The sequence below is a fragment of the Nocardia sp. NPDC004415 genome, from assembly GCF_053602435.1.
On record NZ_JBSGDP010000028.1, the window covers coordinates 55,403 to 75,911 of the forward strand.

Below are 20,509 nucleotides of genomic sequence, written 5' to 3' on the forward strand. Positions count from 1 at the left end.
GCGTCGGCCGTCGGAGCGGCCGCGTGGGTGCGGGGCGGAAGTGGAGTGCGTGCGGTGCGGTGGATGGGCAAGTTCGGCTGGCTGGTCGGGTTGCTGGTGGGGCTGTTCTTCGTGCTCTTGGGCACGGTCGGCTACTTCACCGGGATCGGCAACGGCGACGCCGTCGAGATCACCCTGGCTGTCGGCTTCTTCGTGTTCGGCACCGGCGTATCGCTCACCACCATCTGGCAGCTCGCGCTCGGCGACCGCCGCAACAGGCGAACCTTCGCGCCCCATCCGGGCCGGCCGGTGGCCCCGCAGCCTGACCACGCGCCGCCGCCGTACACGCCGCTCGACCACGCGCAGCAGCCCTACCCGGCGACTTCGCAGCCCGATCTCGTGCAGCAGCCCTATCCGCCCGCGCCGCACGAGTATCCGCCGCGTCCGGGCGCGGCGTCAGCCCGACCGCAGGACGCGCCGGTCACTCCGGCCCGGCCCATTCCGCAGGCGCACTACGCCCCGTCTCCGGCACCGCTCGGCGCGGCGACCGTCGCGCAGACACCGGACTGGGTGCTGCGCACCCGGACTGCCCAGCACTGGCTGCCCAGTGGTATCCCGTACGCGAGCGCGCCGACCGGAGCGCTCGGTGCCCCGGTCGATCTGGATCGCGACAGCGCCGCCACCATTCCGGTGCGCATCCGTGAGGCGGTGCGCGAGACCATCGCCATCGAGGGGCCGATCGAGCGCGCGGTGCTGGTGGCGCGGGTCGCGCAGCGGTTCGGGGTGCGCGCGCCCTCGGACAAGCAGCAGATCCGGGTGCTCGGGGAGGTGCCGGAGAGCCTGATGCGCGCCACCTCGCTGGGCGTGTTCGTCTGGCCCTCGGACCTGGACCCGGGCAGCTGGCGCGGCTTCCGGTTCACCCCGCCGACGGTGTCGCGGCCGATCGACACCATCTGCGCCGAGGAGATCGTCAACGCGATCACCCATGTGGCACAACGGGATCGGCACAGTTTCGACGACATCGTCTGGGCCACGCTCACCCAGTTCGGGCACGACCGCACGGGCGCCGCCGAGGACCGGATCGAGGCATGCCTGACCCTGGCCGTGCGCCGCGGCCGCCTGGCGCGTGATCCCGACGGCCGCTATCGCGCGCTGGTCTAGGCGGGCAGGGCGGGGCGGGTGCGGGCGTGCACGACCTCGGGGGAGACGGTGACGATGTCGCAGACGGCGAGCAGCCGCTCGGGCAGGTCGTGATCGAAGTGGGCCAGGCCGGCGGTCACCACGGCGGCGGCCTCGGTACTGGCGACCACCTCGAGCAGTTTGCCCAGCGGATCGCTGGTGCGCTCGCTGAAGACCACGGTCTTGGTACAGCGGTAACCCATACGCTCGGCTAGCGAACGGATCTGCGTTTCGTCCCAGGATTGGGCGACACCCGAGATGTCGCGGCGCAGATAACCGATCGCCGGTGGCTTCATGGGCATGACGGTACCGGCGCGCGGTGTCCTCATCGTGAACGCGAGCGAACGCGAGTCGAATTCGCAATCTGAATGATGCTCATTTCTGAATTCGATCCGGTGGGGTGCCCGCGCGTGATCTACTGCTGCCACCTCGGGCGGATCGACGCCTCGACGACGTGGTCGAGGGCGCCCGGAGCTATCTGGAGACAACGATGGTGAACACAACAGTGCAGCGTGCGGCCGGATCACTGGCCGCGTTCGCGGTGGCCGCGGGTTTCGCGGTGGCGGCGGTACCGGGAACCGCGGCGGCCGCGCCCGGCTCGATCAGCTGGAGCGACGGCAACAGCAAATTCACCAGGACGGTGTCGAACACCAACCCCGTCGTCGGTGACACGGTGACGGTGACGACCAAGTTCGAGCGCACCGGCATCCCGGTCGAGTACATCTACTCGATCAAGGACCTGCACCCGGCCTGCCTGACCCCGGTGCCGGGCTCGGCCAAGATGTCGGGCGACGCGGTGGCCATCGACACCTCGTCCTCGGACTGGATCCGCGCGGAGTTCGGCATCACCAAATACCCGGTGTACCCGAACATCTCGCCGAAGTCGCAGACCTTCGAGATCCAGTACAAGGTGGGCGTGAACTGCGCTCGCGACACCCCGCTGCCCACCTCCATGCACTACGGCGGCTCGCTCGGTGACGGCACCTACCAGGGCAAGGGCCCGGCCATCACCGTGTCCAGCGACGCGGTGTCGAGCACCTCGATCACCGAGGTCACCGGCGCCCAGGTCGGCAAGGCGGTGACCCTGGAGGCGAGCGTGACCCCGGCCGCGGCGGGTGGCACGGTGCAGTTCAAGGCGGGCGACAACGTCCTCGGTGACATCCCGGTCGGCGCGAACGGCAAGGCGTCGATCGTCTGGACCCCGGGCGCGCCCGGCGCCTACACGATCGGGGCGACCTTCTCCGGCCGCGAGGGTGTGGCCAGCTCCTCGACCACCAAGGTGGTCACCGTGGCCGAACTGCCCACCGATCCCGAACCGGGCGGCGGCGGCGGCACCGGCACCGGCTCGTTCGGCTTCTAGTAGCCGACCCCGGCACGGAACCGGTTGCTACCAGGTCTCGTTGGAGATCAGTGCGGTGAGCAGCTGGCGGATCGCGGCGACGCGACGTTCCGTGCCGGGGAGCTGGTCGAGCGCGCACTCCGGGTCCGCGGGTGGGCCCAGGTGGGTGCAGCCGCGCGGGCAGTCCTCGATGGCGTCGGCCAGGTCGGTGAACGAGGCGATCACGTCGTCGGGGGTGATGTGGGCCAGGCCGAACGAGCGCACGCCGGGGGTATCGATCACCCAGCCGCCGCCGGGCAGCGGCAGCGCCACCGACTGGGTGGAGGTGTGCTTGCCCTTGCCCACGCCCGACACCTCGCCCACGGCCCGATAGGCATCGGGCACAAGACGATTCACCATCGTCGACTTGCCGACACCGGAGTGCCCGATGAGCGCGGAGAGCCGGTCGTCGAGGATCTCGCGCACCGGCTCGATCGGGTCGTCGATGCCGGCGTAGATGATCTTCAGGTCCAGCCCCTCGAAGGCGGCGGCGAAGGCGGACTCCGCCACCAGATCCCGCTTGGTGAGCACCAGGATCGGTTCCAGCCCACCGGCGTAGGCGGCCACCATGGCCCGCTCCACGAATCCGGTGCGCGGCGGGGGATCGGCCAGCGCCACCACGATGAACAGCTGTTCGGCGTTGGCGACCACGATGCGTTCGAACGGGTCGGTGTCGTCGGCGGTGCGGCGCAGCACCGTGGTGCGGTCGGCGACGCGCACGATCCGGGCGAGGGTGTCGGGCTTGCCGGTCAGGTCGCCGACGACATCGACCTGATCGCCCACCACGATCGGGGTGCGGCCCAGTTCCCTGGCCCGCATGGCGACGATGCGGCGGTCGGCGTCACCGTCGAGCACACAGCCCCAGCGGCCGCGATCCACCGAGACCACCATGGCGGCCTCGGCGTCGCTGTGCTGCGGGCGGGTCTTGGTGCGTGGGCGCGAGGCTTTGCCCGGACGCACCCGGACATCGGATTCGTCGTAGCTGGCTGCGCTGCGGCCGCGGCGGCTCAGCGCACCGCTCCCTCACCCGATAACGCGGAGGCCAGCATCTGCTCCCACAGCGCCACGAAGGTCGGCAGGGTCTTGGCGGTGGTGCCGATGTCCTCGATCTCCACCCCTGGCACGCGCAGGCCCAGAATCGCGCCCGCGGTGGCCATCCGGTGATCGGCGTAGGAGTGCCACTGCCCGCCGTGCAGCGGGGCCGGCACGATCTCGAGGCCGTCCTCGGTCTCGGTGACATCGCCGCCGAGCTTGTTGATCTCGGTGGACAACGCGGCCAGCCGGTCGGTCTCGTGGCCGCGCAGGTGCGCGATGCCGCGCAGGTAGGACGGCGAATCGGCGAGCGCGGCCAGCGCGGCGACGGTGGGGGTGAGCTCGCCGACGTCGTGCAGGTCGATGTCGATGCCGGCCAGGCGTTCCGGGCCGCGCACGGTGAGCACGTTGTCGAACACGCGCGCCTCGGCGCCCATCCGGACCAGGATCTCGCGGATCACGTCACCGGGCTGGGTGGTGCCGCGCGGCCACATCGGCACGCTCACCTCGCCGCCGGTCACCGCGGCCGCGGCCAGGAACGGGGTGGCGTTGGACAGATCGGGCTCGATCTCCCAGTCCACCGCGCGGATCGGGCCGGGCGAGACCGACCAGGTCTGGGCGCTGCGCGAATCGGCCGGGGTGGACACCGCCACGTCGGCGCGGCGCAGCATCTCCACCGTCATCTCGATGTGCGGCATCGAGGGCAGCTGCTTGCCGTCGTGGTGCACGGTGATGCCCTGCTCGAAGCGGGCCGCCGAGAGCAGCAGGCCGGAGACGAACTGCGAGGAGCCCGAGGCGTCGATGGTGACGGTGCCACCGCGCAGGCTGCCGGTGCCGTGCACGACGAAGGGCAGGGCGTCGCCGTCGACATCGAGGCCGAGGGCGCGCAGCGCGTCGAGGATGGTGGACAGCGGGCGGTGGCGGGCCTGTTCGTCACCGAAGAAGGCGACGTCACCGGTGGCCAGGGCCGCGGCGGGCGGCAGGAACCGCATGATGGTGCCCGCCAGGCCGCAGTCGACGGCCGCGCTGTGCAGGGGTGCGGGGGTGATCTCGAGGGTCTCGGCGTCACCGGTGATCCCGGTGCCCAGCGCACGCAGGGCCTGGATCATCAGGTCGGTGTCGCGGCTGCGCAGCGCGCCGGTGAGGGTGGAGGGCCCGTCGGCGAGCGCGGCGAGGATGAGCGCGCGGTTGGTGATGGATTTCGAACCGGGCAGGGTCACGGTCGCGTGGACGGGGACCTCGATATGGGGCGCTGGCCAGAAACTCACCCGCCCATCCTCTCTCATGTGCGGTCCGGATACACCAGTGGCGGGCAAATCGGCGTGGTCGCGTGCTGTGCGTCACGTGGAGTTGTCGGTGTCCGGTGCCAAGATGGGGACATGTGTGGACGATATGCGACGACCACCAACCCGGCCCGGCTCGCCGCGGACCTCGACGCCGTCGACGAGACCGGCCTCGACTCCGCGCAGCCCGACGCGGGCGTCAGCTACAACGTCGCCCCGACCACCCAGGTGCTCACCGTGGTCGAGCGGCACGAGCACGGCGAGCCCGACGACGATCCCCGGTTACGCGTCCGGCAGATGCGCTGGGGGCTGATCCCGTCCTGGACCAAGGCCGCCGAACCGGGTGTGCCCGCCAAGGGCAGGCCGCTGTTCAACGCCCGCGCCGACAAGGCCACCACCGCCCCCTCGTTCCGGGACGCGGCCAAGCACAAGCGCTGCCTGGTGCCGATGGACGGCTGGTACGAGTGGCTGGTGGAATCGGCGCCCGCCGAGAAGGGCAAGGCGGTGAAACGCCCCTTCTACATGTCACACGCCGACGGCTCGCTGCTGTACATGGCCGGGCTGTGGTCGGTGTGGCGCGACCGCGACCAGCCCGATTCCGAACCCCTGCTCTCGTGCACGATCCTCACCACCGACGCCGTCGGCGCGCTGGCCGAGATCCACGACCGGATGCCGCTGCCCATGCCGCGCGAACACTGGGACGCCTGGCTCGATCCCGACCATCCGGCCCCGGCCGAGCTGCTCACCGGGCCCACCGAGGCCGAGGTCGCGGCGATCTCCGCGCGACCGGTGTCGACGCTGGTCAACAATGTCCGCAACAACGGGCCCGAACTGCTGGTCGCGGAGACCGGTGACGGCGGCGGGCACCCCGCCCTGTTCTGACCGCGCCGGATCGAGGCGGTGCGCGACGCGCCGGTAGCCTCGACCGCTGTCGCCGCGTGCGCCCGGAGCGAGAGGAGCTGCCATGACCGTCGACGGTGGCCGTCTCGCCCGATGAGCCCGCTCACCGCGCGCCGCTTCGCGATCGATCTCGAGCCGCTGCGCACGAGTCCGGCGTTCCGCACGCTGTTCGTGGCCAGGACCATCTCGGTGTTCGGCATCGGATTCCTGGTGGTGGCGCTGCCGATCCAGGTGTATCAGCTCACCGGGTCCACCGCGACGGTCGCGGCCGTGGCCACCGTCATCGGGGTCTCGGCTTTCCTCGGCACGCTCGTCGGCGGGACCGCGGCCGACCACTTCGACCGGCGCACCGTCATCGTGGCCTCACGGGCCGGGGCGACCCTCGGCTTCGCCGTGCTCGCGGTGAACGCGATGCTGCCCGAACCACGGCTGTGGGTGATCCTGCTGTGTGCCGTGGTCGACGGGCTGACCGGCGGTATCTCCGAGACGGCGCTGGTCGCGGCCATGCCCGGACTCGTCCCGCCCGAGAAACTGGCCGCGGGCGCGGCGCTGATGGCGCTCACCGCCGACCTCGGATCGATGGCCGCGCCCGCGCTGGCCGGAGTGCTCATCGCCTGGCTCGACGTGGCCGCCAACTACTGGCTGGCCGCCGCCGCGAGCCTGGTCACCACCGTGCTCATCGCCCGGCTCGGCCGGATGATCGCCGAACGCGGGCACGACGAGTCACCGCTGCGGGCGGTGCTGTCGGGATTCCGGTTCGTGCTCGGGCACCGGATCGTGGGTGCGGTGCTGCTCACGGGATGCGTCACCATGCTGCTCTCGGGCTGGAATGTGCTGGTCCCGGCCTATGTGCACGAGGTGCTGCACGGCGGGGAGGCCACGGTCGGCCTGCTGTTCGCCGCACCGGCGGTGGGCGCGGTGCTCGGCTCGCTCACCTCGGGCTGGACCGGGTCGATCCGCCGGGGCGGTCAGGTGATCTTCGTGGCGACGCTCGTCTCGGCGGCGGGCATCCTCGGTGCCGGACTGGCCGGGGCGACCGCGGTGGTGTTCGCCGGGTTGCTCGCCCACGGCGCGGGCCGGGTGGTCAGCGACATCACCCGCTTCGCCGTGGTCCAGACCGAGACACCCGACGCCTTCCGGGGCCGGGTCTCGGGCCTGTGGACCGCGCAGCTCACCATCGCGTTGTCGCTGGGCGCGGTGCTGGCCGGGCTGATCGCCGAAGTGGTGCCGACCCGCGCCGTCTTCCTGATCTACGGCGCGGGCGGCTGCGTGCTGACACTGCTGCTGTGGTGCCTGCTGGCCACCCTGCGCAGGCACCACAGTCACGCGGTGATCAGCGCCCCTCGGTGATGGAGGCCAGCTGCGGGGTGATCCGCTCCAGCGCGAAGGCCAGCGACTTCGGGGTGCCCGCCGACAGGGCCAGGATCGCCGGATCGGACTCGGGCAGCATCAGCGCCCGCCCGTCGCGCACCACCGCCAGCGAGTTGATCAGGGTGTCGTTCTCCAGATCGGTGAACGGCAGGGTGATGGTGGTGAACAGCGCCGCCTGGGCGTCGAGGTCGCCGACCCGCTCCACCGGCACCTGGGCGAAGAACCCGGAGCTCTGCAGGCGGGTGACCGGGGGATCGGGCGCGAAGCCGAGCTCGGTGAAGAAGTCGAAGCGGGCGTCACCGGGCAGATAGGCGCCGTAGGCGGTGCCGAACTTGGCGGCGTAGACGAAGGTCTTGCCCTCGAACTCCGGATGACCCGCCCGCACGGCCTGCTGCGCGGTGGTGGTCTCGGCGACGAGCTTGTCCGCCTCGGCGGTCTTGCCGAGCGCGGCGCCGATGAGCCGGGTCTGGGTCTGCCAGTTCACCGCGTAGTCGCCGGTGTCCTCGGGCGCGGTGACCACCGGGGCGATCTTGCTGAGGTTGGTGGCGATGTCGTCGTCGGACGCGGCCCGCACGTTCAGGATCAGATCCGGTTTCAGTTCCTCGATCTGCTGCATGTTGAACTCGCCCGCGCTCTGCGAGGACAGCAGCTCCGGGGTGGTGGTCCCCATGGCCGCCATGTCCCATTCGCCGACGCCCGAGGTGTCGGTGCCGAAGTTCATCCAGTCGTAGATCGCCACCGGTGCCACCCCCAGCTCGGCGGAGATCGCGCCGTCCGACCAGCCCAGCGCGACCACCCGTGGCTGCTCGGGCAGCGAGTATCCCGGCGTGGCGTTCGGGTCGTTGAACACCTCGTGGGTGTCGTTGTCGGATTTCACGCAGGCGGTCGAGGTCAGGATCATGCTCGCCAGCACCGCGACGAGCACGCTGATACGCCGTTTCGACATGGATCTCCTTCTTCCCGGTTGGGTGCCCGGCAGGGGCACGTCAGGTCTCCTCGACCCGGACCGCACCCTGGGCCAGCGGCACCACCAGCGGGGTTCCGGTCTGCGGATCGGCGATGACCTGCGAATACACGCCGAACACCTGGTCGACCAGCTCGGCGGTGATGATCTCGCCCGGCGGCCCGACGGCGAGGATCTCGCCCGCCCGCAGGGCGATGATGTGCGAGGCGTAGCGGGCGGCCTGGTTGAGATCGTGCAGGACGGCCACCAGCGTGGTGCCCCGGCGATTGAGTTCGGTGCACAGTTCGAGCACCTCTATCTGATGGCCGAGATCCAGATAGGTCGTCGGCTCGTCGAGCAGCAGGATCGGGGTCTGCTGGGCCAGCGCCATCGCGATCCACACCCGCTGCCGCTGCCCGCCCGAGAGCGCCTCCACCCGGCGCGTGGACAGGTCGGTCAGCCGGGTGACCTGCAAGGCGAAGTCGACCGCCTGCTGGTCGGCGTCGGTCCACTGCCGGAACAGCGTCTGGTACGGGAACCGCCCGCGCGAGACCAGATCGATGATGGTGATCCCCTCCGGCGCGATCGACTGCTGCGGTAGCAGCCCCACCTCCCGCGCGAATTCCTTGCCGCCGTACTCGTTCACCGCGCGGCCGTCGAGCAGGACCGTGCCGTGCTCGGGTCGCAGCAACCGCGACAAGGTCCGCAGCAGCGTCGACTTTCCGCAGGCGTTGGGCCCGACGATGACGGTGAACGAGCCGTCGGGCACCACCACGTCCAGATCGGCGATGACGGTGCGTTCGCCGTAGCCCACCCGCAGGCCGCTGCCGGTGAGCCGTCCGTCGGTGGTCGTCGTGTCGGTCACGGCCGTGCCTTTCGGGACTGGGCGAGCAGGAGGAACAGCAGATAGAGACCGCCGAGCGAAGTGGTCACCACGCCGACCGGCAGTTGGGTCTCGGGCGCGAGGACGGTGCGGGCCACCGCCTCGCTGGAGACCAGCAGCGTCGCCCCGACCGCCGCCGAGGTGACCAGCGGAATCCCCGCGCTGGGCGTGATCCGCGTCGCCACCTGCGGGGCGACCAGCGCGACGAAGGCGATCGGCCCGGCGATGGCGGTGGTGGCCGCGGCGAAACCGACGCCGATCACCAGCAGCAGCACCTGGGTGCGCGCGGTGTCGACCCCCTTGCTCGCCGCCGAGTCGGTGCCCAGCTCGAACATCCGCATCCGCGGGGCCACCACGATCAGCGCGGGCACCAGCACCGCCAGCGTGACGAAGACCGGGATGGTGTCGGTCATCGTGAGATCGCGCAGATTGCCCATGCCCCAGGCGGCCGCGACCCCGGCGTTCTGCACGTCGGAGGTGGCGATCAGATAGCCGTTGAACGACAGCAGCATCGCCGAGACACCGATGCCGACGATGATGAACCGGTAGTTGCCGGTCCCGCCGCGCATGCCGAGGAAATACACCACTACCGCGGTCGCCAGACAGCCCAGCAGCGCGCCGATGGTCGCCCCGCCGGAACCGAGCCCGAGCACCAGCATGGCCACCAGCGCGCCGGTGTTGGCGCCGGTGGTGAAGCCGATGATGTCCGGGCTGCCCAGCGGATTGCGGGTGATGGTCTGGAAGATCGCCCCCGACAACGCGAGCGAGGCGCCGCCGAGGATCGCGGTGACGACCACCGGCAGCCAGGTGGCCACGTGATTGGCCGGGCCACCGGAGACCTGCCCGGCCAGCACCCGCAGCACCTCGACGAAGCCGAGGCCCGGCGTGCGGGTGGTGCTCGCGCCCAGCGACCACACGCCGACGACCGCGGTCACCAGCACCAGCGCCACGGTGATCAGCACGGAGACCAGGTCCACCCGCAGACTCAGCCCGAGCGCGGGCACCCGCAGGAAACGCACCCGGCGCGGCCAGCGGGCCCGGGGCGGGGTGGTCGTGGTGCTCACCATTGCGAGCCCTTCTCCTCGCGCGCCAGCCAGATCAGCACGGGCGCGCCGAGGAAGGCCGTCACCATGCCGACCGGCAGCTCGCTCGCGGTCGCGACCCGGGCCAGCAGATCCGAGCCGACCAGCACGATCGGACCCACCACCAGGCACAGCGGGATCATCCAGCGATGATCCGGGCCAACCACCATCCGCACCGCGTGCGGCACCATCAGCCCGACGAAGGTGATCGGCCCGACCGCCGCCGTGGCCGCCCCGCACAGCACCGTGATCACGACGAACCCCGCCGCGCGCACCGAGGTCACCGGCACCCCGAGGGCACTGGCGCGGTCGTCACCGAGGGCGAGGGCGTTGAGATAGCCGGTCAGCGCCACCGCGCCGGCCAGCCCGAGCAGCACCAGCAGCCAGGTGGCCGAGAGCTGCGGCCAGCCGCGTCCGTCCAGGGTGCCGATGAGCAGACCGCGGATGGCGTCGAAGGTGCGCGGGTGGATCATGGTGAGCGCGAACGCGAGTCCGCTCAGCATCGAGGCGATGGCGACACCGGTGAGCATCAGCTTGGCCGGACTGGCCCCACCGACCCCGCGCGAACCGACGAAATAGACCAGCACCGAGGCCGCGAACGCGCCGCCGAGCGCCCACCAGAGGTAGTCGGTGCCCGCCGCGCCGACCAGCACCGAACCGAGCACCATCGCGAAGTACGCACCGGAGTTGACCCCGAGGATGCCCGGATCGGCGAGCGGGTTGCGGGTCAGGCCCTGCATCACCGCGCCGGCCACCCCGAGCGCCGCGCCGACCAGGGCGGCCAGCAGTGTGCGGGGAATTCGCTGCTCCCGGATGACACCGAGCGTGGTCGGGCTGCCGTCGCCGAACAGCGCCGACCACGCGTCGTGCACGGTGAAATCGCCGCTGCCGACGAACAACCCACCCGCCAGCAGCGCGATCAACAGCGATACCAGCAGGATCAGGGCCGCGGACCGGGACAGTGTGGTCCGCGACGCGGTCTGGGTGGCTCGGGACACAGCGATGGAACCTCGCTTCGCAACGCTCGCCGATGGTGGCCGGGAACGTTGCTGCCACCGCTCGCAGTTAGTTTAGCCTCAGGTTAACTGGCGAGGGTGCAACCGTGCGGGAATTCAGAGCGTGCAGGGCACCGAGTCGGTGGCGATGTTCAAGCCACACTTGATGATGCCGGTGGCCAGGTCGATGAGTTCGGTGGCGACCCCGCCGCCGAGCTTCTCGGCCTTGTCGGCCTCCTCGCTGCGCTCCGGGCTCGCCTGCGGCGAATTCTTCGGGGTGCCTTGACCGTTGAGCGGGTAGTCGCCCGGCTCGGTGGGCGACGACGGGGCCACCGGCGGGATGGCGGTGGCGGGCGCCGCGAAAGCGACGGCGCCGAAGGTGAGGACAAGAGCACCGGACAGGGTGGCGATCGTCGAACGAGTGGACATTTCTCGCATCACATCCTCGGGTCGAATCGGTCGTACCGGGCAGGGAATGCGTCCCGAGGAGATTCGGAGCCGAACCCCCGCGCGGATGGCTAGCCGGTGATCGCGGCCGTCACCGCGCCGCTCGCGCGCACCAGATCGGCCGGGGCGAGCTCGATTTCGAGACCGCGCCTGCCCGCGCTGCACAGCACCCGCTCCCAGCTCAGCGCCGACTCGTCGAGCACCGTCGCCAGCTTCTTGCGCTGGCCCAGCGGCGAGACCCCGCCCAGCACATAGCCGGTGGCGCGCTCGGCTTTGGTCTTGTCGGCCATCGCGGCCTTCGGCGCGCCCAGTGCCGCGGCGGCCGCCTTGAGCGAGAGCTTGGCGGGCACCGGCAGCACCGCGACCGCCAGTACGCCGGTCGACAGCTCGATCACCAGGGTCTTGAGGATCTGCTCCGGCCGCACCCCCAGCTCGGCACCGAGCGCGTCCACCGCCTCCTCCCCGTAGGACGACACCCGCGGGTCGTGCGCGTAGGCGTGCACCCGATGGACGACGCCCGCCGCCGTGAGTGCCTTGATCGCGGGAGTGGAACCGGCTGCCATGACCGTCACCCTAGTGGCGCACGCAACCGGAAATCGCTACCGAACGGGAACACCCGCGCGGGACCGTCGGTTGCACTGTGGTGACGAGCCCACCCGCCGAGCGATGCGAAGGAGAGATAGTGACAGTGCTGCTCGAGGAGCGACCCATCGCCGCGCGGGGTGCGCGATTGCCGTTCGAATCCGCCGAGCCGGTAGATTCGGCTACTACGGCGATCGAAGGGATTGGTGTGACGAGCGACGACGACGTGGAGTCCGGCGCAGAAGTCGACGAAGCCGAGCTGGCGGCGCGGTTCGAGCGCGACGCGCTCCCGATGCTGGACCAGCTCTACGGCGCCGCCCTGCGGATGACCAGGAACCCAGCCGACGCCGAGGACCTGGTGCAGGAGACATACGTCAAGGCCTTCCAGGGGTTCAAGTCCTTCAAGGAGGGCACCAACCTGCGGGCCTGGCTGTACCGGATCCTCACCAACACCTACATCAACTCCTACCGCAAGAAGCAGCGCCAGCCCGCGCAGTACCCGACCGACGAGATCACCGACTGGCAGCTCGCGGCCACCGCCGAACACTCCTCGACGGGCCTGCGCTCGGCCGAGGTGGAGGCGCTCGACGCCCTGCCCGACGACGAGATCAAGGCCGCGCTGCAACAGCTGCCGGAGGAGTTCCGGATGGCGGTGTACTACGCCGATGTCGAAGGCTTCCCGTATAAGGAAATCGCCGACATCATGGGCACCCCGATCGGTACCGTGATGTCCCGGCTGCATCGCGGCCGCAAGCAACTCAAGGGTTTGCTCGCCGATGTGGCGCGCGAGCGTGGATTCGACCGTGGGGAACGCCAGGAGGTTACGAAGTGAGCGACCCCGACATGGAGATGGACTGCACCGCCGTACTCGCGGACGTGTGGCTCATGCTCGACGGCGAATGCGATCAGGCCACCCGCGAGCGCCTGCAGCAGCACATGGACCACTGCAGCCCGTGCATCGAGGCCTACGGCATCGAGGAGAAGCTCAAGGGCCTGCTCAGCCGCAAATGCGGTGGTGAGCACGCTCCCGAGGGCCTGCGCGACCGGCTCAAGCTGGAGATCCACCGGTCGATCACCGTCACCAGGATCGAGACCACCACCGAGGGCTGAGACCCACGGCACAGACACGGAAAAGGGGCACCCGCCGGGTGCCCCTTTTCCGTATCCGAACCAAGCTCAGGCGTTGGGCCGCTTGCCGTGGTTGGCTGCGTTGCCCTTGCGGCTGCGCTTCTTACGTCCACGCTTACCCATCGGTAGCTCCCTTCTGTGGGTCCTCCCCGCCGGAGCGCGGAGCACAATCTGATCGACAGCCATTGTTTCATGTGTGATTGGCTGTAGCTTCGGCGGATACGGCCACCGCCCGCACGCGGTGGCCGAACGACTAACGAACGGGGTGTCATGCCTGAAGAAGTGCGCGCGGAGATGGTCTCGACCGTGCTCGCTGTCGAGGTGGCGGTGGGTGAGCATGTCCAGGTCGACCAGACCCTGGTGCTGCTCGAGTCGATGAAGATGGAGATCCCGGTGCTCACCGAGATCGAGGGCGACATCACCTCGGTCGACGTCGCCCCGGGCCAGGTGCTACAGGCGGGCGACCTGATCGCCACGATCGCCTAGCACCGGGAAGGGAACAAGCGGTAGATCCCCGTGGCAACACTGAGCGAGCTCCTGGCCGAACACACCGACCTTCCCGGCATCGCCGTGGACCATCTGCAACGGGTGGTGGGCGATTGGCAGTTGCTCGCCGACCTCTCGTTCTCGGATCTGCTGCTCTGGGTGGGCGCGGGCCCGGTCGCCGAGGGCGCCGACGTCGTGTGTGTCGCCCAGATCCGTCCGACGACGGCGCCCACCGTCCATCTCGACGACAAGGTGGGCACCACTGCCTCCCGCGCCGACTTCCCGCAGGTGTTCGACGCCCTGCTCGCCGGTGAGCCGGTGCGTACCGACACCGAGGTCGAGGTGAGCGGGGTCTACCACCCCAGCCCGCTGCACGCGGTGCGCGAGGCCATTCCGGTGCGCTGCGGCGAGGACGTGATCGCGGTGCTCAGCCGCGACTCGGACCTGCAGCGCTCCCGGGTGCGCTCCACCCTGGAGACCGCCTACGTCTCCTGCGCCGACGACCTGTGCCGGATGATCGCCGACGGCTCCTTCCCCACACCGGAGGACCGCGCGGCCACGCATTCCAGCCCGCGCGCCGGCGACGGCTTCATCCGCCTCGACACCGACGGCATCGTGGTCTACGCCAGCCCCAACGCGCTGTCGGCCTATCACCGGATGGGCATGCAGGCCGACCTGGTGGGCCAGGATCTGGCGGTCACCACCCGCTCGCTGATCACCGACCCGTTCGACGCGCAGGAAGTGGTGGCCGACATCCAGGCCGCGCTGGCCGGGCGTACCGGCAGGCGGATGGAGGTCGAGGCCCGCGGCGCGACGGTGCTGTTGCGCACGCTGGTGATGCGGCCCGGTGGCGAGCTGGCCGGGCCCGCGGTGCTGGTGCGTGACGTCACCGAGGTGAAGCGGCGTGACCGCGCGCTGCTCAGCAAGGACGCCACCATCCGCGAGATCCACCACCGGGTGAAGAACAATCTGCAGACCGTCGCGGCGCTGCTGCGCCTGCAGGCGCGCCGCACCGAGAACCCGGAAGCCCAAGTGGCGCTGACGGAATCGGTGCGCCGGGTCACCTCCATCGCCTCGGTGCACGAGATGCTGTCGATGTCGGTGGACGAAGAGGTCGATCTCGACGAGGTGGTCGACCGGCTGCTGCCGATCATGGCCGACGTGGCCACCGTGCACACCGCGCGGATCAAGGTGCGCCGCGCGGGCTCGCTCGGGGTGTTCTCGGCCGAACGGGCCACGCCGCTGGTGATGGTGCTGACCGAGCTGGTGCAGAACGCCATCGAGCACGCCTTCGACGCGGGCCAGAACGGCACCGTGACGATTCGTTCGGAACGTTCCGCGCGCTGGCTCGACGTGATCATCAGCGACGACGGTCGCGGCCTGCCCGCGGGATTCAGCCTGGAGAGTTCCGACCGGCTCGGCTTGCAGATCGTGCGCACGCTGGTGACCTCGGAACTGGGCGGCTCGATCGGGCTGCATCCCGGTGCCGAGGTGGGGACCGACGCGGTGCTGCGGGTTCCGCTGGGACGTCGGTCCGGTCGCTGAGAACCGCTGCGGGGCAACAATAAACCCGGCACCGTAAGGTGCCGGGTTCTCAACATGCGTTACCGGGCCGGGGCTGGATGGCCCGGCAACGCCTCCCGCGTCTACTAGACGGAGGTACGCGTACGGGTGCGCGCGTTGCGCCGCTTGAGCGCGCGACGCTCGTCTTCGCTCATTCCACCCCACACGCCGGCATCCTGCCCGGACTTCAGGGCCCACGACAGGCAGTCGGCGGTGACGGGGCAGCGGGCGCAGACCAGCTTGGCATCGGCAATCTGCGCGAGCGCAGGACCACTGTTACCCACCGGGAAGAACAGCTCGGGGTCCTCATCGCGACAGATGGCCTTGTGGCGCCAGTCCATTCCTCTGCTCCTTTGCGCGGGCACCCCAAAAGGGCACCTCTGGTTAGTGGATCGTTCACTTGTGCGACTCGAATGTTTCCGCACGGTTGCTTGTGAATGCTTTCACGAACACCGTAGATGTCAATAGGTGTCCGGCGCACCGTGGGGGAGATCACGCTCTAGAGGACCCGCGAGGGGAACCTGCCCGGTCCTTTGTACTCGCGTCCGCTGGTTTTCGCAGCGCAACCGGGAGATTTTTCTACGCCTCCGGAGCGGGAGCGGGCTTGGGAGCAACCACATCCAGTACCCCGGGCACTGATGTGAAATGCACCATCTTGCGTTTTCCGATGTAGTCGCCATCGATTTGCAGGCCGATCTCGGACCCGGTGTCGATACGCACCGACGGCGCGTCGTCGACCCGAAAGAGCGCGGGGGACTGCGGGTTTCCGTTCTCGGCCAGCAACTGCCTGGCAAGCAGCAGGGTGCGGGGCACACTCATCGACCGCACCGCGAACACACCCAGTCCGGATTCGAAGGTCGTTGTGGGATTGGTACGGACCGGACGGTCCTCCAGATAGGTCCACGGGCTCGAATTCGTGACGAAGGCGTAATACACCTGCTCGACCGGATCATGGCCGGGAACCTCGACCACGACATCCGGTTCGCGGCGCCGCGCGCGGAAGAACTGGCGCACCGTGGTCCGCAGATAGCGCGCGGGCGTGGCCTTGCGGCCCTTGGCGCGCGCGGCGTCGATCGCCTCGCAGACATCGGCGTCCAGGCCGACGCCCGCGCTGAAGGTGAACCAGCGGTCGTCGGCCAGGCCGAGCCCGATGCTGCGGTCGCCGTCGCGGCCGAGCAGATCGATGAGCTGGTTGGTCGCGGTCACCGGATCGGGGGAGATGCCCAGCGCGCGGGCGAACACATTGGCCGAACCGCCCGGGATGATGCCCAGGCGCGGCCGCCACACCTGATCGTCGGCGACCTCGGGCAGCGGCAGGAAACCGTTGATGGTCTCGTTGACCGTCCCATCGCCCCCGTGCACGACGATCAGGTCCATTTCCTGGGTGGATGCCCACTGGGCCAGTTCCGCCGCGTGGCCGCGATGCTGGGTGTGCGCAACCGTCAGCTGCGTTCGGCTCTCCAACGCGTGCGCGAGCAGATCGCGCGTGGCGGGAGTGGTCGAAGTGGCATTCGGATTGACGATCAGCAGCGTCCGCACTGTGTTGATTTTGCCGCGCGTCCGCCCCTCCCTAGGGGTCGGGGGTTGCTGGTGGCGTTCGTCGTAGGCTGGGCGGGTGGCTGAGCCGGATTTGACCAAGGGTGATGAGCAGCAGGACGACCGCCAGGTGGCGGGCGGGATTCCGGCGAGCGTGCGGGTGGCCGGTGTGCTGGTCACGCTGGAGGGGCTGATCGGGGTCGGGACCGCGATCGTGCTCATCGTGCGGGCCGCGACCGGGCACGATCAGTCGGTCGCCAGTGGTATCGGGACCGCGATCTGGTTCGGGGTGCTGTTCGGCGGGGTACTGGCCGCGGGGATCGGGTTGCTGCGTGGCAAGCGCTGGGGGCGGGCCATCGCGGTCATCGCGCAGGTGCTGATGCTGCCGGTCGCGTGGTCGTTGCTGACCGACTCCCATCAGCCGCTGTGGGGGACCCTGCTGGCGGTGGTGGTGCTCGGCGCCCTCGGTGCCCTCTTCGCTCCCGCGACCAGCCGCTTCATGGCCATGGACTACGGCGAGCTGCCCGAAGACCGTCCGTAGTCTGACAGTCGTCGGGCTGGACTACGGCGAGCTGCCCGAAGAAGACCCGCACCGCAACTGATCACGCCGTGGCCGCGCGCAGCGCCTGACGGCACAGGTGGTCGGCGCGGCGGGTGGTCTCCGGCTGCCGGTAGCCCCGGGTCAGCGCCAGGACCTGCGCGCACGCGGTGTCGAGGTCGATGAGATGACCGACCGAGACGAACAGCGGCTTCACCCCGTCCCTGGTGCGCACCGCGCGCCCGACCACCTCCCCGTCGAGGAACACCTCGGCGGTGTCGCCCCGGCGTGGGCCGGGTTCGGTGTACTCACCCCACACCGACTTGGCCACGCCGATGGTCGGAATGCCGGTCAGCAACCCGACGTGACAGGCCGATCCGAAGCGGCGCGGATGCGCGATGCCCTGGGCGTCGCAGAGGAGTAGATCAGGGATAGCGGTGAGCATTTCCAGGGCGGCCACGGTGGCCGGGAGTTCCCGGAAGGCGAGCAGTCCCGGCACATAGGGAAAGTCCGAAATTCCGTGCGCGACGGCGGTTTCGACTGTTTCCATCGTGACCATATCGACAATGACGGCAGCGGTCGCGACCGTGCCGTCTTCGTGATATGCCGAATCAATTCCGGCGGCGGTCCGGAATTGCGGCGGCGCGGGATTGCGCGCGCGCACCAGCGGGCGCAGCGCGTTCTGCAGGGCGACGGCCTCCTCCGCGGTGCGCGGCCATTCGCCCGGTGACTCGATGCGCATCTCAGTCCGCCGTCGCCGCCAGCGCCGCCAGTTCGGGTCCGGCCAGGCGGTACCCGAGCCACTCGTCCTGCGCGGCGGCGCCGAGGGCTTCGTAGAAGGCGATGGACGGGGTGTTCCAGGTGAGCACCGACCAGGCGACCCTGCTGTAGCCCCGGCGCACGGCTTCGGCGGCCAGCGCCGCCACCAGCGCGCGGCCCAGCCCGCTGCCGCGCAGTCGCGGCCGCACGTACAGGTCCTCCAGGTAGATGCCGTGCACGCCGTCCCAGGTCGAATAGTTCAGGAACCAGATCGCGCAGCCCACCACCGCGCCCTCGTGCTCGGCGACATGGGCGAACAGCGCGGGCGCCGGGCCGAACAGCGCGGTGTGCAGCTGATCGGTGGTGAGCGTGCACTGTTCGGGCGCCTTCTCGTAGGCGGCCAGTTCGTGCACCAGCTCGACCATCGCCGTCACGTCGGCCGGGGTGGCGCGGCGCACGCTCATCGGCCGGTCTCCTCGAGTGGTTCGGTGCGGGCGGTCAGATTGTGGCCCCAGATGCTGCGCGCGTCGTGGTCGAAACCGAGCACACTCAGCGCGCCGGTGGACAGCGCGAAGCGGCGGCCCTCGGTCACCGCGAACTCGGCCCAGCGCGCGATCAGCACCCGCGAGAAGTGCCCGTGCCCGACGAACACCACATCGCGCTCGGCCAGGATCGGCTCGGCCTTCGCCAGCGCCCGGTCGGCCCGTGCGCCCACCTGTTCGGCGTTCTCGCCGCCGGGGACCGGATGGGTCCACACCGTCCAGCCGGGGACGGTCTCGCGGATCTGCGCGGTGGTGATGCCCTCGTAGTCGCCGTAGTCCCACTCGACCAGATCGTCGTCGACGTGGACGGGCGACAGCCCTGCCAGTTCGGCGGTCTGGCGGGCGCGCAGCCGGGGGCTGGTGAACACCAGCGGATCACGCAGCTCCAGCGATTTCAGCACCGGCGCGGCCGCGCGGGCCTGGGCCTCGCCCTCGGGAGTCAGCGGCAGATCGGTGTGGCTGGTGTGGCGGCGCTGACGCGACCAGGTGGTTTCGCCGTGGCGCAGCAGGACCAGTCGGGCCTCGGGTACGGACATGGGTCCATCATGGCAGGCCGCCGGTGGCTCAGCCGAGCGCGTAGAGCACCCCGCCCCGGCGCTCGAACACCGTCGAGCCCAGCACCGCCGTGGAAATGGCGCCACCGGTGTAGTCGCCGCGCTGAACCGGGAGCCGTTCCACGGTCGCGCCGGAGCCCACGTCCACGGCCAGCACGGCGTCGGCGACCGGAACGAGCAGCCTGCCCGCCATCAGCGCGGGTGTGCCGAGGGCGTCGGGAACCGTCCACACCGGCTGCAAGGTGCTGGTGTTCAACGCCATCAGGCTGTCGCCGGTGAAGACGTAGACGGCCGAACCGATCCTGGTCAGCGTCGCCTGATCGGTCCACGGCGCGGCCAGCGGATAGGTCGCGAGCTCGTTGCCGTTGCCGTCGTGCACCACCAGCCGGGCGGGCAAGCCGAGACCGGTGGCGGTGGGTTCGGTGGGCGGATAGTAGACGGCGACCTTGTTGTCCGACACCGCGATCACCCGCACCTCGGGGGCATCGGCGCCGGGCGCGGTGAGCACGTGCGAGCCGTACTCCTCGGGATCGGTGGCCTCCTTCGGCGCCGGGTTGAGCACGGTCAGGCGCTCGGTGGCGTCACCGGGGCAGCGCTCGAGCACCGCAAGCCGCGAGGAACTCGATGCCGCCGAATGCAGGGTGCAGCCCGAACGGGGCTGGGTGTTGGGGTTCACCGGGGCGTCGACGTAGCCGTATTCGAGGGTGCGTACCAGATCCGACCGCCACATCTCCAGTCGCTCGGAGCCCAGCGCGAGCAGATAGGTGCCGTCCCCGGTGACGCGGATGTCGTCGTCCATGTAGCTGCTGCGCGCCACCCGGCGCTGCCCGGTATCGGCCTCTAGCATCACGCTCTGACTGCATCCGCGCTGGTCACGATAGGTGGCGATGACGGCACCGTACTGCGACTGCACCGCACACAGCGGCATGTCGCGGCGATACCACCACAGCTGCTCGCCGGTGCGCGGATCACGCCCGCTCACGGTCCCGTCGTCCCCGGTGACGGCCACATTCCCGGAGACCAGCGCGCGGCTGCTGGAGGAATCGGCCGCGTGCCAGAGTTCGCGCAGCCCGGTGGGCAGGGTGGTCGCGGCGGTGACCGACGGCGCGGCGGCCGTGGCGACCACGGAATCGGTCCCGGTGGCATCGGCCCTGGCCCAGACCACGATCGCCGCCACCACGACGGTGACGGCGATCGCTACTGCGGCAAAGATATCGGCGCGCGTCCGCCGCTCTGGTGCGAGCACGAGCTGAGTTTATTGGAGCGCTGGCGCGCTCGAGGTCGCGGCCCCTGGAGGGCCGCCGGTCAGGCACCGTTGCTTGCTCCTTCGTCGCGTACGCAACGGCGCC

The 20,509-nt window shown here is 70.1% G+C and carries 25 protein-coding genes; 9 read left to right on the top strand and 16 right to left on the bottom strand.

The window, feature by feature from the left end; genetic code table 11:
* The first annotated feature begins 45 nt into the window (after window positions 1-45).
* Complete coding sequence (locus ACWEMY_RS15610) at window positions 46-1,140, top strand: DUF3320 domain-containing protein (RefSeq protein WP_452390559.1); 1,095 nt, start codon at window positions 46-48, stop codon at window positions 1,138-1,140.
* Here ACWEMY_RS15610 and ACWEMY_RS15615 read toward each other — a convergent pair.
* Window positions 1,137-1,454, bottom strand: a complete 318-nt coding sequence (locus tag ACWEMY_RS15615) for a hypothetical protein (protein ID WP_452390560.1) — start codon at window positions 1,452-1,454, stop codon at window positions 1,137-1,139. The genes ACWEMY_RS15610 and ACWEMY_RS15615 overlap by 4 nt on opposite strands.
* Before the next feature lie 194 nt (window positions 1,455-1,648).
* Here ACWEMY_RS15615 and ACWEMY_RS15620 point away from each other — a divergent pair, with 194 nt between their 5' ends.
* Complete coding sequence (locus tag ACWEMY_RS15620; protein WP_452390561.1) at window positions 1,649-2,518, top strand: Ig-like domain-containing protein; 870 nt, start codon at window positions 1,649-1,651, stop codon at window positions 2,516-2,518.
* Window positions 2,519-2,545: 27 nt separating this feature from the next.
* Here ACWEMY_RS15620 and rsgA read toward each other — a convergent pair whose 3' ends face one another.
* Together rsgA and aroA are read right to left on the bottom strand one after the other, a co-directional pair.
* Window positions 2,546-3,547 (bottom strand): ribosome small subunit-dependent GTPase A, encoded by a 1,002-nt coding sequence (gene rsgA, locus ACWEMY_RS15625; RefSeq protein ID WP_452390579.1) that lies wholly within the window; start codon window positions 3,545-3,547, stop codon window positions 2,546-2,548.
* Window positions 3,544-4,854, bottom strand: coding sequence for a 3-phosphoshikimate 1-carboxyvinyltransferase (gene aroA / locus ACWEMY_RS15630; RefSeq protein ID WP_452390562.1), 1,311 nt, complete (start codon window positions 4,852-4,854; stop codon window positions 3,544-3,546). Before aroA ends, rsgA begins: the two co-directional genes overlap by 4 nt.
* Window positions 4,855-4,947: 93 nt before the next feature.
* Between aroA and ACWEMY_RS15635 the strand changes: the two genes are divergently transcribed.
* Together ACWEMY_RS15635 and entS are read left to right on the top strand one after the other, a co-directional pair.
* Window positions 4,948-5,733, top strand: coding sequence for an SOS response-associated peptidase (locus ACWEMY_RS15635; protein ID WP_452390563.1), 786 nt, complete (start codon window positions 4,948-4,950; stop codon window positions 5,731-5,733).
* Between the two features lie 111 nt (window positions 5,734-5,844).
* Window positions 5,845-7,101: an enterobactin transporter EntS gene (gene entS / locus ACWEMY_RS15640; RefSeq protein WP_452390564.1), complete on the top strand. Its 1,257-nt coding sequence runs from the start codon at window positions 5,845-5,847 to the stop codon at window positions 7,099-7,101.
* Here the strand turns inward: entS and ACWEMY_RS15645 are convergent.
* The 6 genes from ACWEMY_RS15645 to ybaK form a co-directional block, all read right to left on the bottom strand.
* Complete coding sequence (locus tag ACWEMY_RS15645) at window positions 7,085-8,068, bottom strand: ABC transporter substrate-binding protein (protein ID WP_452390565.1); 984 nt, start codon at window positions 8,066-8,068, stop codon at window positions 7,085-7,087. The genes entS and ACWEMY_RS15645 overlap by 17 nt on opposite strands.
* A 40-nt stretch (window positions 8,069-8,108) precedes the next feature.
* Window positions 8,109-8,930: an ABC transporter ATP-binding protein gene (locus ACWEMY_RS15650; protein ID WP_452390566.1), complete on the bottom strand. Its 822-nt coding sequence runs from the start codon at window positions 8,928-8,930 to the stop codon at window positions 8,109-8,111.
* Window positions 8,927-10,015, bottom strand: a complete 1,089-nt coding sequence (locus ACWEMY_RS15655) for a FecCD family ABC transporter permease (protein WP_452390567.1) — start codon at window positions 10,013-10,015, stop codon at window positions 8,927-8,929. The genes ACWEMY_RS15650 and ACWEMY_RS15655 overlap by 4 nt, the downstream gene beginning before the upstream one ends.
* On the bottom strand, window positions 10,009-11,028 hold the full coding sequence (locus tag ACWEMY_RS15660; RefSeq protein ID WP_452390568.1) for a FecCD family ABC transporter permease: 1,020 nt from the start codon (window positions 11,026-11,028) through the stop codon (window positions 10,009-10,011). The genes ACWEMY_RS15655 and ACWEMY_RS15660 overlap by 7 nt, the downstream gene beginning before the upstream one ends.
* Window positions 11,029-11,142: 114 nt before the next feature.
* Complete coding sequence (locus ACWEMY_RS15665) at window positions 11,143-11,454, bottom strand: hypothetical protein (protein WP_452390569.1); 312 nt, start codon at window positions 11,452-11,454, stop codon at window positions 11,143-11,145.
* Between the two features lie 89 nt (window positions 11,455-11,543).
* Window positions 11,544-12,035 carry a Cys-tRNA(Pro) deacylase gene (gene ybaK / locus ACWEMY_RS15670; protein ID WP_452390570.1) on the bottom strand — a complete coding sequence of 164 codons (492 nt, stop codon included), beginning with the start codon at window positions 12,033-12,035 and terminating at the stop codon, window positions 11,544-11,546.
* A 227-nt stretch (window positions 12,036-12,262) separates the two neighbouring features.
* On the opposite strand from ybaK, the gene ACWEMY_RS15675 reads away from it, so the two are divergent.
* Together ACWEMY_RS15675 and rsrA are read left to right on the top strand one after the other, a co-directional pair.
* Complete coding sequence (locus tag ACWEMY_RS15675; RefSeq protein WP_278263396.1) at window positions 12,263-12,886, top strand: sigma-70 family RNA polymerase sigma factor; 624 nt, start codon at window positions 12,263-12,265, stop codon at window positions 12,884-12,886.
* 11 nt (window positions 12,887-12,897) lie between these two features.
* A complete protein-coding gene (rsrA, locus tag ACWEMY_RS15680; protein ID WP_452390580.1) occupies window positions 12,898-13,164 on the top strand; it encodes a mycothiol system anti-sigma-R factor in 267 nt (88 codons plus the stop codon).
* Window positions 13,165-13,230: 66 nt separating this feature from the next.
* Here rsrA and ACWEMY_RS15685 read toward each other — a convergent pair whose 3' ends face one another.
* Entirely contained in the window at window positions 13,231-13,305 is a 75-nt protein-coding gene (locus ACWEMY_RS15685) for a 50S ribosomal protein bL37 (RefSeq protein WP_022597109.1), read from the bottom strand.
* Between the two features lie 147 nt (window positions 13,306-13,452).
* On the opposite strand from ACWEMY_RS15685, the gene ACWEMY_RS15690 reads away from it, so the two are divergent.
* Together ACWEMY_RS15690 and ACWEMY_RS15695 are read left to right on the top strand one after the other, a co-directional pair.
* Window positions 13,453-13,668, top strand: a complete 216-nt coding sequence (locus tag ACWEMY_RS15690) for a biotin/lipoyl-binding carrier protein (protein ID WP_278263399.1) — start codon at window positions 13,453-13,455, stop codon at window positions 13,666-13,668.
* Window positions 13,669-13,698: 30 nt separating this feature from the next.
* Window positions 13,699-15,213, top strand: a complete 1,515-nt coding sequence (locus tag ACWEMY_RS15695) for a sensor histidine kinase (RefSeq protein WP_452390571.1) — start codon at window positions 13,699-13,701, stop codon at window positions 15,211-15,213.
* Between the two features lie 104 nt (window positions 15,214-15,317).
* Here the strand turns inward: ACWEMY_RS15695 and ACWEMY_RS15700 are convergent, their stop codons facing one another.
* On the bottom strand, window positions 15,318-15,572 hold the full coding sequence (locus ACWEMY_RS15700) for a WhiB family transcriptional regulator (RefSeq protein ID WP_022567051.1): 255 nt from the start codon (window positions 15,570-15,572) through the stop codon (window positions 15,318-15,320).
* Window positions 15,573-15,810: 238 nt separating this feature from the next.
* Window positions 15,811-16,770 (bottom strand): diacylglycerol/lipid kinase family protein, encoded by a 960-nt coding sequence (locus ACWEMY_RS15705; RefSeq protein WP_375929656.1) that lies wholly within the window; start codon window positions 16,768-16,770, stop codon window positions 15,811-15,813.
* 139 nt (window positions 16,771-16,909) lie between these two features.
* On the opposite strand from ACWEMY_RS15705, the gene ACWEMY_RS15710 reads away from it, so the two are divergent.
* Complete coding sequence (locus tag ACWEMY_RS15710; protein ID WP_452390581.1) at window positions 16,910-17,308, top strand: hypothetical protein; 399 nt, start codon at window positions 16,910-16,912, stop codon at window positions 17,306-17,308.
* A gap of 61 nt (window positions 17,309-17,369) precedes the next feature.
* Here the strand turns inward: ACWEMY_RS15710 and ACWEMY_RS15715 are convergent, their stop codons facing one another.
* Genes ACWEMY_RS15715 through ACWEMY_RS15730 form a run of 4 tightly spaced genes read right to left on the bottom strand, consistent with a single transcriptional unit; the run spans window position 17,370 to window position 20,406 of the window.
* On the bottom strand, window positions 17,370-18,047 hold the full coding sequence (locus tag ACWEMY_RS15715) for an endonuclease V (RefSeq protein ID WP_452390572.1): 678 nt from the start codon (window positions 18,045-18,047) through the stop codon (window positions 17,370-17,372).
* Window position 18,048: 1 nt separating this feature from the next.
* Window positions 18,049-18,528, bottom strand: a complete 480-nt coding sequence (locus tag ACWEMY_RS15720) for an N-acetyltransferase family protein (protein WP_452390573.1) — start codon at window positions 18,526-18,528, stop codon at window positions 18,049-18,051.
* Window positions 18,525-19,142, bottom strand: coding sequence for an acid phosphatase (locus ACWEMY_RS15725; protein WP_452390574.1), 618 nt, complete (start codon window positions 19,140-19,142; stop codon window positions 18,525-18,527). Before ACWEMY_RS15725 ends, ACWEMY_RS15720 begins: the two co-directional genes overlap by 4 nt.
* Window positions 19,143-19,170: 28 nt before the next feature.
* Window positions 19,171-20,406 (bottom strand): Rv3212 family protein, encoded by a 1,236-nt coding sequence (locus tag ACWEMY_RS15730; RefSeq protein ID WP_452390575.1) that lies wholly within the window; start codon window positions 20,404-20,406, stop codon window positions 19,171-19,173.
* Between the last annotated feature and the right edge of the window lie 103 nt (window positions 20,407-20,509).

Bases quoted from the DNA above. Each gene is read 5' to 3' on its own strand.
- ACWEMY_RS15615 (WP_452390560.1), bottom strand. From the start codon at position 1,454: ATGAAGCCACCGGCGATCGGTTATCTGCGCCGCGACATCTCGGGTGTC.
- ACWEMY_RS15620 (WP_452390561.1), top strand. From the start codon at position 1,649: ATGGTGAACACAACAGTGCAGCGTGCGGCCGGATCACTGGCCGCGTTC.
- aroA (WP_452390562.1), bottom strand. From the start codon at position 4,854: ATGAGAGAGGATGGGCGGGTGAGTTTCTGGCCAGCGCCCCATATCGAG.
- ACWEMY_RS15635 (WP_452390563.1), top strand. From the start codon at position 4,948: ATGTGTGGACGATATGCGACGACCACCAACCCGGCCCGGCTCGCCGCG.
- entS (WP_452390564.1), top strand. From the start codon at position 5,845: ATGAGCCCGCTCACCGCGCGCCGCTTCGCGATCGATCTCGAGCCGCTG.
- ACWEMY_RS15645 (WP_452390565.1), bottom strand. From the start codon at position 8,068: ATGTCGAAACGGCGTATCAGCGTGCTCGTCGCGGTGCTGGCGAGCATG.
- ACWEMY_RS15655 (WP_452390567.1), bottom strand. From the start codon at position 10,015: ATGGTGAGCACCACGACCACCCCGCCCCGGGCCCGCTGGCCGCGCCGG.
- ACWEMY_RS15665 (WP_452390569.1), bottom strand. From the start codon at position 11,454: ATGTCCACTCGTTCGACGATCGCCACCCTGTCCGGTGCTCTTGTCCTC.
- ybaK (WP_452390570.1), bottom strand. From the start codon at position 12,035: ATGGCAGCCGGTTCCACTCCCGCGATCAAGGCACTCACGGCGGCGGGC.
- rsrA (WP_452390580.1), top strand. From the start codon at position 12,898: ATGGAGATGGACTGCACCGCCGTACTCGCGGACGTGTGGCTCATGCTC.
- ACWEMY_RS15690 (WP_278263399.1), top strand. From the start codon at position 13,453: ATGCCTGAAGAAGTGCGCGCGGAGATGGTCTCGACCGTGCTCGCTGTC.
- ACWEMY_RS15700 (WP_022567051.1), bottom strand. From the start codon at position 15,572: ATGGACTGGCGCCACAAGGCCATCTGTCGCGATGAGGACCCCGAGCTG.
- ACWEMY_RS15715 (WP_452390572.1), bottom strand. From the start codon at position 18,047: ATGCGCATCGAGTCACCGGGCGAATGGCCGCGCACCGCGGAGGAGGCC.
- ACWEMY_RS15720 (WP_452390573.1), bottom strand. From the start codon at position 18,528: ATGAGCGTGCGCCGCGCCACCCCGGCCGACGTGACGGCGATGGTCGAG.
- ACWEMY_RS15725 (WP_452390574.1), bottom strand. From the start codon at position 19,142: ATGTCCGTACCCGAGGCCCGACTGGTCCTGCTGCGCCACGGCGAAACC.